The following is a 14,919-nucleotide window of genomic DNA, read 5'->3' as shown; positions in this document are numbered from 1 at the left end:
AAGGGGTTCCGGACAGTCGCATACCGTCAGGGAGACGCCGTGCCCAGCTCGAGTGCCTTCTTTCAGATATGTGCCGACGGCCGGTTCATTCCAATTCCATCGGGCGTTTACTTCCACGACGGTCCGATGACGACTCCCGTCGATATCGGTTCGCTGATGAAGGCGATGAACGCGGGCCGCCTCACCGAGGGCACGCTCGTGTTCCTCAGCGACACCACGATCGGCGATCCGTCGTCGGTGACCCGGGTCCAGTCCACGCTGCGGGAACTCCCCCCGGCGGCCAGGGGTGCGCTGGTCATCGGCTCCACCGTCGGCGAGAGGGCCGACATCGCGGGCTGGCGGAAGCTGGCCGAGTCGTTCGGGGTGCAGAAGGACGCGGCGTTCCAGCGCGGCACCGAGCTGGACCCGATCGTCGTCGGCGTGGACGCGCGCGGGCTGGAGACCGCGGGCATCCCGGAGCGCATCCGGGTGCTGCCGCGCGCGCAGGCCGCCGCGCGCGAGACGCTCAAGAGCGCGGCGCGGCTGGCCGTGGACCCGTCCCTGAGCCGGTTCGAGCGGATCCGGTCGCTGCTGAACGAGGCGTCCCGGCTGCGCGACGGGCTGGGCGTGCGGCCGACGTTCGACGACACCGGGACGCCGTCGACGGTGGCCGCCTCGTACCAGATGGCGCTCGGCCTGGCGCTGGCCGGTGTGCCGACCGTCGCGGACCCGGGCGCGCGCGTCGGCGTGCCGACGATCCCGGACGGCGACCTTGCCGGGGCCGGCCGGTCGCAGGTTCTGGACCTGGACCTGCTCACCCGGTCCGTGCTGCCGTCCACGGTGGCCGAGGTGATGAACGCGTTCGCGCCGGCCGCGGCCGGTGAACGGCCGGCCTCGTTCGCGCCGTCCGGCACGTCGGCCGCGAAGGCGCTGCACGACGGGCTCAAGGCGGTGCCGGGCTCGTTCGCCATGGTCCGTACCGGTGGGCTCGGCCTGAAGGAGGACCGTCTCCGCTGGCTGGTCTCCCTGGACCAGGGCGTCTACTGGGTCAACCCGGAGCTGGACAACGAGCCGGTCGCCCGCTTCGACCCGAAGGCCGAGAACGACGCGCGCCTGCGGGAGTTGCGCGCGCCCGGCACCACGGTGACGGTGCTGGACCCGGACGGCGTGCCGACCACGCTGCGCGACCTCGCACCGGCCGCGACGCCGAAGCCGGCCGCACCGGTCGCGACGCCCCCGGCCACCGCGCTCGTCGACGCGCTGGCGCTCACCGGTGCCGAGCCGGTCTTCGTCTTCTCCACCGCGGTCGGCACCGGGCGGGTGGCCGATCCGGACGGCGTCGCGCTGCCGTCGATCGTGCTGGAGAGCCTGGTCGACGGGCTGCGCCGGCAGTACCCGAACGGCCGGGTGCTGCTGATCGGGCCGGACCCCGGCAACGGCCTGCGCGACCGCGCGCCGGAGCTCTTCGCGTTGCCGGACCGGGCCGCCGCGCACGGGCTCGACCTGACCGTCAACACGCAGCTCGACGACGTCCTCATCGCGCTGAACACCGGGCGGCAGGCGACGGTGATCGGCATGTCCAGCGACGTGGGCGCGGTGTCGGAACGGCTCGGCACCCGCACGGTACGACTCGGCGCCGGCCCGGACTTCGACGGCACCCGGCACACCGAGGCCGCCCAGCTGCAACGTCTCGACGTGCCGATCGACTGGCCGGAGCACCTCGCCCGGGTCGAGCGGGCGGCGAACGCCGATGACCCCGCGGCGCTGACCGAGGCGCTGAACGACTGGATCGAGTCGGCGGAGGCGTACGCCGGCCGGCTCAGCATGGACCCGTGGTACCCGGCCGAGGCCGGTTCGCTCGCCGACGCGACGCTCTCCGAGGGGGCCTACCGGGACAACGGGTTCACGCTCCAGGGCCTGGACACGCGGGTCAACCGCTTCCGGGCCAACTTCGCCGAGTGGCTGAGCGGCCAGATGCTGCCGGCCGGCCGGAACCTCGACGCCGGCCGGACCCGCGAGTGGTTCGCCGAGTTCTCCCGCGAGCTCCAGCTCGACGACATCCTCCGGGTCTTCAGCACGGACGTGGACGAGCTCGCCCGGCGCGCCGTCGACCTCGACCGCGAGTACGGCACCGCGGTCTGGCCGAAGAAGGTCAAGTACGAGGAGCGGGACGTCTACGGCCTCACCGAGGCGCCGAAGCTCATGCCCGGCACGCCCGAGCTGGAGGACGACGGGCCGGTCCGGTCGCCGTCCGGCAACCCGGTCTTCAAGCCGGTGCCGGGGACCGTGGCGGCCGATGCGGCGGAGGCGGCGGGTCCGGCACCGGCGCCCGTTCGCGATGCCAAGGGGAAGTGGCAGCAGCCGGCGGCACAGCCGTGGGAGAGCGCGGTCGTCGAGGCCAAGGGCGCGGTGCCGTTCGCGCTGGTCCGCCGGCCGGCGGCCTGGATGGCGCTGTCCGACCTGCGGATCGACATGCTGGAGGACCGGCCGGGCGCGGAGTGGCACTACTTCACCGACGCCGACGGCCGGATCTGGATCGCCAGCGAGGTACCGGTCCACAAGGATCTCCCGGCCGCGATGCGGGCACGGGACGCGGCGGCGGAGGCGGTCCGGACCGCCACACCGGAGCAGGCCGCCGCGCGCGCCGCCGAGCTGCGGGACGCCGTCGCGGCGATCGCCGAGCTGGAACGCTCGTCCGTGGTCGGCGCCGATCAGCTCACCGCGCTGTTCGAGGCCTGGGCGGAGCAGTTCCCGGGGCTGACGCTGGAGCACGTCGTGGAGACGCTGAACACGGTGGGGCACCCGGCGATCTCCGGCGCGGAGCACATCGTTCCCGGAACCGGCGCGATCGCGTCGCTGCTGCATGCGACGCGCGGGCGGACCAGCGGCGAGCTCCGCCTGATCACCACGGTCGGCGGGATGCTGGACATCAACACCAAGTCCGGCCGGTTCATGAGCCTGAAGGTGCGCACGCCCGGCCCGGGCGACGCCATGCGCTGGGCCGACAACGCGGCCCGCCGGATCTCCGCGCAGGTGGACCTGCCGGCGCGGATCGGCGAGATGAAGTACGCGGCGGAGGGCAAGGCCGAGCACAACCCGATGACGGAGGCACCCCGGCCGGTCGCCGAGCTGCCGGGCGGCACGCTGCGGCCGGACGGGCTGGGCGGCTTCCGGATCGGCAACGACATCTCGCTGCTGGTCCGGCAGACCTCGGTCTCCGGCCGGCCCGTGCTGATGCTGCTGCCGACCGGCGAGTTCCAACGGATGCAGGGCATCAACTGGCTCCCGCACGGCGACGGTGCCCGGGACCGCCTGCCGGTGGTCACGGTGCAGCAGCAGGACGGGTACGTGCGCGTGCCCGCGACCCAGGACGGCGTCGAGGGCTCGGTCCTGCTGCGCCCGGACGAGCTGGCACGGATCACCTCACGGCTGGGCCCGGACCAGGCGGTCGTCTCCTGGCAGGCCGACGGGGTGCCCACCGCCGAGTTCCTGCGGGACTACGCCGCCGCGATCGGTGGCACGGCCGTGGCCCTGCCGGTGACCGGCCTCAGCGCGTTCCTGCCGGACCTCCCGAAGATCATGGTGACCGCCCCCGAGGCGGCGCGAGTCGTCACGCCCCCGCAGATCGTGGTCACCGGCGACGACGGCAACCTGATCCCGGAGCCCCGGGGCGCGCTGCGCGCCGGGATGGACCACGGCGCGGCCTACCACGCCGCGCTCGGCCGGGACTTCTTCCGGGTGCGCGAGCAGGCGCCGGCCCCGGACTTCGCCCGTTCGCCGTCCGCCGTCCGGACGAGCCAGGTCGACGCGTACTTCCAGCGGCTCGACCTGACCACGCGCACCGGGCCGGTGACGCTGGACGGCCTGCCGGAGAACGGCACGGTGCTGCGGAACTCCGCCGGTCAGGAGATGCCGCTGCACGTGCCGATGGTCTGGGCCGGGTCGGCGATCTCGCCGGACAACGCGACCGCCGCCGCTTTCATGGCGGGCGCCGCACAGCAGGCCCGGGCACTGGCGACCGAGGGCTACTTCACCACGCTCTGGGTGACCGAGACGCCGACCGAGGCGGGCCTGGCGTGGGCGCGCGACAACGGCATCCGGGTGATCTCCGTCCGGGACGTCTACCACGAGTCGAACCCGCTGGACGCCGAGTTCCTGGCGCAGCTCGGCGGGCACACCGTGGACGCGTTCAGCGCGGCGGTGGACGTGCTCCTCTGGCGGATCATCGAGGACTTCGGCGGGTTCTACACGGACGGCGACAACGCCGTCGAGGACGCGGCCGCGTTCGCCGCCGAGGTGCGCACGCTGTTCGAGGCGCACGGCTGGGCGGTCCACGAGGGACCGTCGACCCCGGAGACCGGGCGCGCGTTCAACGTCTCCGGCGTGCTGGGCGCGCGGAACCACCCGGCGATCCGCGAGGTCCGAAACCTGGTCAGCGAGAACTACGCCTCGACCCAGCCCGAGCTGATGGCGCCGATCTGGGAGCTCTTCCAGGGGTACGCCGGCGCCCTCGACCTGACCGACCACCCGGCGATGGACATGCGCCGCAAGCTGGCGATGTGGCTCGGGCCGCAGATCCTCGAACAGATCGGTGCCCGGCTCGACCCACGGCACCTCGCGGCCGACGGCGAGCTGCCCGGCCTGCGGTCGGTGACCATGGGACAGGCGGGCAGCTGGTACCGGGCGGACCCGCTGGAGCCGGTGCGCAGCTTCGGCGACACCGAGCGGGCGGCCGTGCTGCCCGGCCTGGCCGCCACGCTGGTGTGGCACCTCCGATTCCGCCAGGGCGACCTCTACCTGCCTGCGGTCGCACCGGTCGTCGCCGGCTTCGCCGACCCGGCCGCGGTGTGGCGGGAGCTGCTGGAACCCTTCCTGACCGAGCCCGAGCTGCGCGGGCGGGTGCGCACCGTGACGGACACCGTCATGGTGGGCGACGCGGAGCACGGCCCGCAGGTGCGTACCGTGCCGCTGCCCGCTGATCTGCGCGACGCGCTCGGGCTCACCGCGGACCCGGCGCCGGAGTGGCGGCTCGGTGAGGCGATCCGCCCGGTCCGGCTCGCCGACAACCCGGTGCTGGACTGGACGCCCGCGGAGCGGCCCGTCCCCGGCCGGCTGGCCTCCGCGCTGATCGACGCGCCGCTGGGCCGCAGCGAGGCCGGCATGCTGCCGACCCGCCCCCGGCCCCGGATGGCGCCGCCGGCCACGAACACGACCGGCCTGCTGCCCGACCCGGTGCCCGCGGTGGACGCGCTGGTCGCCGCGGCGCAGACCCGGCTCGACGCGGACGACCTCACCACGCAGCTCGACGCGATCGACGACCTGGTGACCCGGCTGAACACGCTGCGCGACCAGTACGACGCGGACTGGACGGCGCAGCGCACCGCGGTCAACGGCCTGGAGGCGCAGATCGCCGCGCTGCCGGCGCGGCAGGCCGCGGTCACCGGGGAGATCGACAACCGGCAGAACGAGGTCGTCACCCGGAACACCCGGATCGATCAGCTCGACGGGCTGCTGGACACCGTGGCCACCGCGCTGGCCCGCATCGACCAGCGCAGCCGGGACGCGCAGGGGGTGGCCGACGCGGCCCGGGCGGCGTTCCGGGCCGCGGACGCCACCGCGGACCCGGAGGCGCTGCGCGACGCGATCGAGCGCGCGGACGACGCGGTCCGGGGCATCGACGTCGAACGGCGGCAGCGGCAGCGCGAGTTCGCCGACCTGGAGGGGCAGCGCGGTACCGCGCAGGACCGGGTCGAGGCGCTCTATCAGGAGATCACCGACCTGATCCGCGACCGGCAGGCCATCGCGGACGAGTTGCCCGGGCTGCGGAACCGGCTGACCGCCGCGCGGGCCGCGGCGCAGACCGCGGTCGGCCGGCGCGCGGCGATCCAGACGCAGGTGGACCACTACCGGCAGCAGGCGGCCGAGTGGGCCGGCTTCGCGCTGGACGACCTGCAGGTGCGCACCGACCGCCTCGCCGAGGCCGCGGACGACGGTTCGCCGCAGGTCGCGGAGGCGGCGGCGGCCCGCGCCGAGCTGGACGCGATCATCGGGCGCGGCGCCGCGGTCACCGCCGCGGACGTCGGCCGCCTCGCCTACCTGCGGCACCTCGCCGACGAGGTCGCGAAGCTGCAGGCCCCGGGCGTCCAACTGGTGGACGAGGACGCGGTCGAGAACGACGTCCGCCGGATGGTGACCGCGAGTGGCCGTACCGTCCCGGCCGACCGGATCGACGAGCTGGCCTCCCGCGAGGCCGACGTCATCACCATGCGGCGCGTGCACGACACGTTCACCGGCGCCGCCGGGGACGCCGGCACCGCCCGTGACGACGCGGTCCGGCAGTACCAGGCGCTCATCGACGCGGTCACGGCCGCGGACACGGCACACCGGGCCGCGCTCGCCGACGCGACCGCCGCCGCCCGGGTCCCCGCGCTCGCCACCGATCTGGCCGCGAAGCAGGCGGCCCGGGACGCGTTCGTGAGCCGCCTGGTGGCACCGCAGGCCACGGTGACCGGCGACTGGTGGTCGGATCCGGCCGCGGAGGGCGGCCGGGAGAAGCTGCGCGACACCGCGCAGAACGAGACCGGGGTCCGGGCGATCACCGAGCACGTCCGGACGCCGAACCCGTCGTGGTTCGTCAGCGAGCGGCGGGTGCTCGGCGACGGCTTCGTCAAGAAGGTCAACCCGCTCAGCGACGCGCAGAAGGCGAGCCTGCGCGCGTCGGTGCGGAGCACGGCGCCGCGCGCCGAGGTCCACGCCGGTGAGCTGCTGACCTGGCTGGACACGCTGATCCGGGACCGGGATCCGCACCAGGCGAACAACGACTGGCAGCGGCTGATGCAGGTCGGTGCGGGGCGGATGATCGGCGACCACTTCGTCCGGGTCTATGCGAAGCCCGGCGCGATGGAGTACCGCAAGCCGGACCCGAAAGCCGATCCGGAGGTCGACCACCAGAAGAGCAAGTACGGCGACACCACGGCCGGCCGGGCCTGGGGCGGCACCAAGGGCTGGAACGTCGTCGGCCCGCTGAGCTTCCTCTGGCACGTGGCCAACGAGACGATGGACCACATCCTCGGCCCGATCCTGCGGGTCAGCGCCGACGGCGAGCTGCAGTGGCAGGAGGCGGTGACGGTCGAGAAGCAGTCCGGCAACCGGGCGCTGCTCAACGACGTGCACGACTTCGCCGCCGACACCGCGTTGGTGATCGAGGTGGACGGCGAGCAGATCCTCGCCCATGACCTGCCGAAACACCTGCTGCTGGCGTTGCCGCAGAAGCTGTCCTCGGTCGACGACTCGCACTCGACGTCGGTCGGGGCGCCGGACTCGGTGACCAACCCGCAGGCGCTGGAGGCCGAGGACTACGTCGTCAACGCGGCCGACTTCGACGAGCTGCTGACACAGCTGCAGTCCCGGCTGCGGTCGCCGGACTTCGGGATGACCAAGGCCGGGGCCGCGCGCGCGGTGCACGAGCTGCGCGAGGAGATGTTCAACGAGAAGACCGGCAAGGACCGTAACCAGTGGTGGTCGACGGGCAGCTGGGTGTCGCCGTTCTTCAAGGTGCCGTTCAGCAAGCGGGGCGGTGTCACGCTGCCGCTCGGCCGGCTCGGGCTGAAGGACCTCACGATCCCCTCGCCGGTCAAGCGGCGGGACCACCTCGAGGGCCACGTCACGGTCGAGTCCGCGCTGACCGAGCTGCGCCGGGTCACGGTCGCCGATCAGGTGATCATCCGGAACGACATCGCCGCCACGGTCACCCGCGGTGTCTCGCGCGGCATCGGCTCGGGCGCCGGCTTCCGGGCCGGTGTCGAGTTCCCGGTGCACGCCGGGCACCACATCCTGATGCCGCGGTGGGACGCGATCAAGATGCGCTGGCACCGCAGCGTGAAGCGCAGCGTCGGCACGCAGGCGCAGGCGAAGACCGCCACGATGCGCAAGGACGACCTGGTGCGCTACCGCGCCACGGTCAACCTGCAGCTGCGCCTGCACACCAACAAGGGCACGATCGACGTCGACGCGCCGATCACCACGGAGTTCGGCCTGCCGAAGCAGCGGGCCGCGATCTTCGAGGCGAACGCCATGTCCGACCCGGTGCTGCGGGAGAGGTTCCGCATGCCGGAGGGCCCGACCCAGCGCAGCCGGCTCAACCCGAAGCGGTGGGCCGCGGCGGTACGGAACCCGCACAGCCGGGTCGGCGCCGCGATCCGGCCCACGCCGTCGATGCCGCAGCCGTTCCGCAAGAAGGGCATGCGGCACTTCAACGAGCTGCTCGCGGCCGCGCGCAAGGGCCCGATCGAGGTGACGGTCGACGGCCACGCCGGGCTGCCGGCGACCCTGGCGTCGCTGAACGCCGCGAACGTCGTCGTGCGGGCACACGGCGACTTCACGCCGGGGCCCGGCAACGCGCAGTTCCGGTACCTGCTGGACGCCGGCGGCGCGGTGCTGGGCGCCTGGGAGCTGGCGCCGGTGCCCGTACCGCGGACCGACGACGGCAACGCGCCGGTGCTGGACCCGGCCGGGCAGCCGGTGATGGTCCGCCCACCGGCCCGGTTCGTCGCCAACCCGGCCTACCAGCCGGTCGCGCGGCCGGCCGGTCCCGAGGCGCCGTTCCCGGAGAAGGGCCTGCACGGTGCGGCCGCGCTGTACCTGAAGTCGATCGGCGAGACCATCGAGATCCACATCCAGGGCGACAAACTGCCCCAGGGGTACGGGCTGATGTTCCGGCCGCGGTACCCGTCCGAGACCGGCGGTGCGGCGTACCGGCAGCGCGACCGGTCCATCGTCCGGTTCGCGGACGACGACCTCACGTACGCGCCCGGGCAGCGGACCGACGCGACGTTCAGATATCTGGTCGACCCGCAGGGCGTGGTGCTCGGCGCGCACCGGCTGGGCCCGGTGCGGACGGCCGCCGACGGCACGGTCACCCGGCCGGTCGTCGGCGACCTGATCCTCAATCCGCTGGCCTTCCAGCCGCTCACCCCCCGGACCGACCCGCCGCGGGCCACCGTACGGGCGAACGACTTCCTCGCCGCCGACCGCGGCGGTTACGTCCAGGTGCAGCTCAGCCCCGGCGTGCCGGAGGCGCTGCGCAACCTGTTCCGGGACGCGCCGCACGTCGAACTGCTGCGGATGGACGGCCACCGGGTGCCGGGCCAGACGCTCGGGCCCGGTGTCCCGGCCCGGACCGCGGCCGGTGCGATCGCGGCGCCGCCGGCCGGCACCCAGCGGTTCGTGCTGCACGCCGACGGCCGGATGAGCGCCCCGCTGATCCCGCTGACCGCGCCGACCCGGGAGCCGCTGGCGCTGGTCAACCGCGCCGGCCTGGGGCAGGGCTCGGTCAAGGAGATGCCCGGCGCCGACCAGATCGTGCAGCTGGTCGCGGACGTGCTGGAGCACCAGATGCGCCAGGTCGGCCTGCTGCCGAAGGGTGCGACCGCGCAACAGCTGGCCCGGGAGATCGCGCTGAAGTTCGGCACGCCCGGCCTGCGCGGCAGCCAGCGGACGCTCTACGACGGCGGCGTGTCGAACGAGATCAAGTTCGGTGGGTACACGTTCCAGGTCAACATCGGTGGCATCCTCGACGAGCTGCGCGAGGTCAGCACCGAGCAGGACATCACGATGGACGTCCAGGGCAAGGGCCAGGCCGGTTACACGGTGCACGAGCACCACTCGACCGAGTTCGGCACCGGGCTGGACGGCACCGCCCGCGTCAAGATCGCGAACTTCTTCGGTGCCCGGATCAAGTTCATCGAGATCGGGTACGCCCGGGACGTCGACAAGGCGCTCAGCGCGGACCTGGCGTTCAAGGAGTACCGCCGCCGCAAGACCGGCGGCGAGGTCACCAAGTTCGTCTACGGCACCCGGTACGAGGCGACGGTCACCGCGGTCTCCCCGGACGGCAAGGTGGTGAACTCGATCCACCGCGAGCTGTCCGGCGACGACGTCTACACGCCGGTCCGGGTCAACACCGAGGACCTCGCGCCGGTCGCCGCGCCGCGGCCCGCGGCGTCCGACCCGAACGCGATCCTGCCGGTCGGCCCGCAGCCGGCGGACCGGACACCGCTGGTCGACGACACGGAGGCGGCGAACCGGCCGACCGCCGCGGAGATCGACGCGGTCGACGCCTACCTCGGCGGGGCGGACGGCGCCGGCGTGGTGACCGGCATCGACGAGGGCATCAACGGCGTCTACGTGTGGCTCAACCGGGTCCGGCACGTGGCGGCCGAGGCCGGGCACTTCGTCCGCGTCGCGGACTGGACGGTGGACCAGCACGAGGTCGACCTGGTGCTGCGGAAGATCACCGAACGCGGCGACCGCAACCGGCTGGAGGACGGTCTCGCCACCGGCATCACGCCGGACTTCCTGGAGCCGCACGCGGCCGAGGCGCTGACCCGCACCGGATACGTGGTGCCGCTGGAGTCGAAGGACGGCTGGACCCGGCAGCTGCGGGTCAACCTGGTGCTCCGCGACGCGACCTACAGCCACGCGACCGAGAAGCCGGCGCTGGAGCAGTACGTCGAGGCGGACAACCGGGTGGTCGCCGACCGGCACACCGCCGGCAAGGGCGAGACCATGCTCGGCGCGGAGGCGCTGTTCACCTTCGGCGGCAAGACCGGTCCGCCGAAGGAGCAGGACCACGGCAAGACACCGCAGGACGACCACCACGGCGACCCGTCCGGCGAGAGCAGCGAGCACGAGGCCGCGGACCACGACGGCCAGAAGGTCTCCAGCAGCACCGGTAACTACGTCGGCTTCGGCGGCAGCCTCGGCGCGGTCGGCGCGCGCGGTCACGAGCTCTCCCAGATGGCCGGCGGCCTGGAACTGAACATGGCCTCCTACGAGGGCCGCAGCTACACGCACAACATGGACGCGTTCTACGTGCTCACCTACGAACGGTCCAAGAACGGTGTGCTGCGGTCCGACCGGCGGATCACCAAGATCCAGCGTGGCGCGGAGACGTCCACGCCGCACACCGTGCTGCCGGACCTCGGGCTGCCGGTCCCGGCGGCGGACCTGAAGGCACCGGCGGCGAAGACCCAGGAGCTGGTGCCGATCCACCAGGACGTGTCGTTCGCCGCCTCGCACCTGGAGCGGCTGGACGCCCGCCAGGTGCTGCCGGCGGTCCGCGGCCACCTGCAGGGCATGAAGGTCGACCTGAACGACGTGACCATCAGCCGGGCGGTCGAGTCGCTGTACCGCAACGCGGCGGTCCGGGCCAACTACCACACGGTGCGTACCGACGGCCTGTATCTGCTGATCACGTTGCCGGCCGGTGCGGGTTCGATCCGCCGGGTGGGCATCCGGCTGACCGCGACCGAGGAGCCGCTGGTCTACGAGCGGCCCCGCCCGGACGTCAAGATCACCACGGGCGGCCAGGCCTTCAAACAGACGAAGGACGGCAAGACCACCGAGGTGGGCATCAAGAAGTCGGTGCACGCCGACGGCCGCGGCACCGCCGCCGACGGCACCCGCGTCACCGGTGTGATGCAGGCCAGCTGGGAGTCGAAGAGCAAGGCCCGGACGCTGGAGCAGTCGACCGACCGGGACATCCGCCGCGCGACCACCAGCAGTGCGGAGGCGCAGGAGTTCCGCGCCGGTGTGCGGTACAAACTGGAGTTCTTCGAGGCCAAGGACCAGGTGGAGGCGCTCTCGCTGTTCGGCGAGGCCGGCTCCAAGGTGCTCTCCGGCGTCGACATGATCCTGGACGGCCAGGCGCGCCGGGGCGTGCAGGCCCTGGGGGGTCAGGCGGGCAGGGCCGCCACGGCCATGTCGGACGCGATCACGAACAGCTTCCTGGGTACGGCCTGGCGCAAGATCTTCAAGGAGCGGCCGGGCAACACGCTCACCCGGAACGGACGGCTGCGACTGCTCACCCCGACCCACCTGACCGCCCCGCAGGGCCGGACACCGATGGGACTGCCGCGGGTCGTGGAGACGCCCGGCGCGAGCGGCCGGTGGATCCGGACCGATCTGCCGGCGCCGGCGACGAAGGCGGTGAACGGCTCGTTCACCGACAACCCACCGGCCGACCTCACCGCGGCGATCGCGTTCAGCAAGGAGCTGGCGAAGGCCGACGGCATCCAGGCGCTGGAGGCGTTCAACATGAACGACTTCCTGACCTGGCTGCCCGCCTCCCGGCTCAACGGCGCCGAGCGGTTCAGCTCCCCGCCGACCGTGCCGAACTACGAGGACCTCTCCACGCCCCGGGTCAGCCTCGGCATCGAGTTCAACCGCAGCAACGTCCGGGCGAACGCGCCGAACCTGCTCAACGGCGACTACGTGGTCCCGGGCGCGCGCGGCGACCGGTTCACCACGCAGGCGGTGCTGAGGAACGGCCGCTGGCTCAGCCGGGGCGGCTTCAACTCGATGAGCTTCCCCGAGTCCGCCACCGAGAACGAGCGGGAGCACGAGACCAGCCGCGGCTACCACGTCATGCCGTTCGAGCTGGAGGTCGGCGGACCGTTCGGCCCGGACCGGGCGACCGGCGGTGCGGGCCGGGAGGCCGGCGGCGACCAGGACACCAAGTTCCACAACTCGGCCGGTGACTACGTCGAGCACAACATGTTCCGCAAGGGCGACTACGACTACTACTGGTTCGACGTCACGCTGCTCGGCGAGGAGAACAACAAGCGCTCGTACGTCCGCAGCGACGTGCCGTACGGCATCATCGTCATGCTGCCGGCCGCGAACACGGAACGGTACCTGCGCGACTTCCCCGGCATGATGGAGGCGCCGCGCCCGGACGAGGCCACCGGCCGGCTCACCCAGACCGGGTTCCGCACCGACATCGCGCACCACGCCCAGCTCTACGCCGCGGCGCAGGACGACGCCGCGGTGCGTGACCTCAGCCGGCGCACCCCGCAGCAGCGCCGGGCCGACCTCACCCGGTTCCTCACCACCCCGGTGACCGCGCCGAACCTGAGCCGGGACGCGCAGCGCGCCGCGGCGCTCGCCCGGCTGACCGGCTGGACCCGGGACGTGGAACTGCGGGGCGACCCGCAGACCGTGCCGCCGGAGGACTGCGTGATCCGGGCGTACGGCGCGTTCATCGCGGTCCACCGCCGGACCAGCAACGGCAACGCCAGCACCGATCTGCTGGCGCAGCCGACGGTGGCGACGCTGCTGGAGCGGCTCGGCGGCCGGCTGACCAAGCTGAACGACCCGCAGGCGCTGTGGAACACGATGACCGCACGGGCCGGAACGATGGCGCTGGTCAAGACGCCGTCCCGGGTCGCGGGTGGGCCGTCGCACATCTTCTGGCTGATGTCGGCCGGCGGCGGTCAGATGCGCTGGGTGGACAGCCAGCAGCAGGGCCTGCTCACCGGCGCGCCGGCCGACCTGTCCCGGGCCCGCACCATGCAGCCGAGCACGCAGGGCACGCCGGCCGCGCAGAACCGGGCGCCGACGCACGAGGAACTGTTCACCGGCCCGGACACCGAGGTGATGCTCCTGGACGAGACCGGCCGCGCGGTCGCGGACCTGGCGAGCCTGCTGCCGGCGGGCGCGGTCGGCCGGGGACAGCCGCTGGCCGACCTCCCCCCGACCCAGAACCGGGCCGGGCGGATCACCTCGGCGTCGCCGTGGCACGGCGCCGAGCAGCAGCTGCGCGACGCGCTCGCCCAGGGCGGCAAGGCACCCACCGCCCCGCCGGCCAACGCACCCACCGCCCCACCGGCCCAGGTGGTGCCGGTGGAGGCGGTGCCGGTGGAGGCGGTGCCGGCGGAGGCGGTGCCGGCCGAGGCGGTGCCGGCCCAGACGGTGCCGGACATGGCGCCGCGGCTGCTCGGCGCGTGGAGCGGCAAGCTCGCGTCGCACGCCGCCGACGTCCGCCGGTTCGGGCAGTCCGCGGGCCGCCCGGTGGTCGCGGCCGACCTCAGCGGCACGGCCAAGCAGTACGGCCCGGTCATCGACGAGCTGAACCAGGTGCTGACCGGCTTCGCGCGGATGAAGATCTCGCCGATCGTGGTCACCACCAACGCGACCGCCACCGGCTTCGACGCGATCCGCGACCGGCACGGGCCGGTGATCATCCAGTTCACCACGGCCGGCTGGGACCCGGTCTGGCTGTTGCAGTCGGTGGACGGCGAGGGCCGCCGGATGGAGACCCGGCTCAACGCGTCGCTCCTCGCCGACGCCGGCAAGCTCCCCGGCCGGGCACCGGAAGCCGACGGCGGCGTGCACCTGCCCGGCACGGTCGGCGCCTGGACGATGTCCGAGACCTGGGCCACCGCGGCCGACTTCCACCGCACGCACCTGACCGAACTGCACGCCCCGGCGTCCGGCGCGGCACTGAACCGGCTGATCGACAGCGGCCGGGGCAACCCGCGGCTGGAGGCGTTCCGGACCGCGCTGGACGTGACCCGCGCCGCGGGTGCGCTGCCCGAACCCGGCGCGGAACGGCTGCGGCCGACGGTCACCTCCATCCTGGACATCGAGGACCGGCCGGCCGTGGAACCACGGGACCCGGCCGTGGCCGGGTTCGTCTACGACTACCTGTCCACCACCGGCACGCGTGCGGAGCGCTTCGCCATGGACGGCCTGCTGTTCGCGCTGATGATGAACGGCGCGCTCACCCACGACCAGGGCCTCACGCTGGTACGGGCGACCGCGGTCAATCCCACCGACAGGGCGAACGTTACGGTCTTCGAGCAGATCGTCGAGCTGCTGCGCCTGCCCGCGTCCGCACTCGACGCGGATCCGATGGCGGAGGGCACGCCGCAACGAGCCATCATGGAGAAGCTCGGTGGCGTCGCCTCGGCGTACCGCAGGCCCAGTGACGCGCCCAAGGAGGTTCGCAATCCGAACTGCGTCGACCCGATCGACCGGACCGCGTGGATCGGCCGCCTCGACACGCTGCGTGACGACCTGAGGGCCACCAACCCGCGCCTCGCGACGTCGATCGAGGTCGCCACGCACATCCTGACGAACTGCTGACCGGAGGCACCT

Annotated in this window: 1 protein-coding gene; it reads left to right on the top strand. The window is 73.2% G+C overall.

Going from position 1 to position 14,919, the window contains the following annotated elements; genetic code table 11:
- Positions 1–126 precede the first annotated feature (126 nt).
- Positions 127–14,907 (top strand): coiled-coil domain-containing protein, encoded by a 14,781-nt coding sequence (locus J2S43_RS23160; RefSeq protein WP_306832523.1) that lies wholly within the window; start codon positions 127–129, stop codon positions 14,905–14,907.
- Positions 14,908–14,919: the final 12 nt, after the last annotated feature.

The organism is Catenuloplanes nepalensis (genome assembly GCF_030811575.1).
In the GTDB taxonomy this organism is placed as follows: Bacteria; Actinomycetota; Actinomycetes; order Mycobacteriales; family Micromonosporaceae; genus Catenuloplanes; species Catenuloplanes nepalensis.
This window is presented reverse-complemented; position numbering and strand designations above follow the sequence as displayed.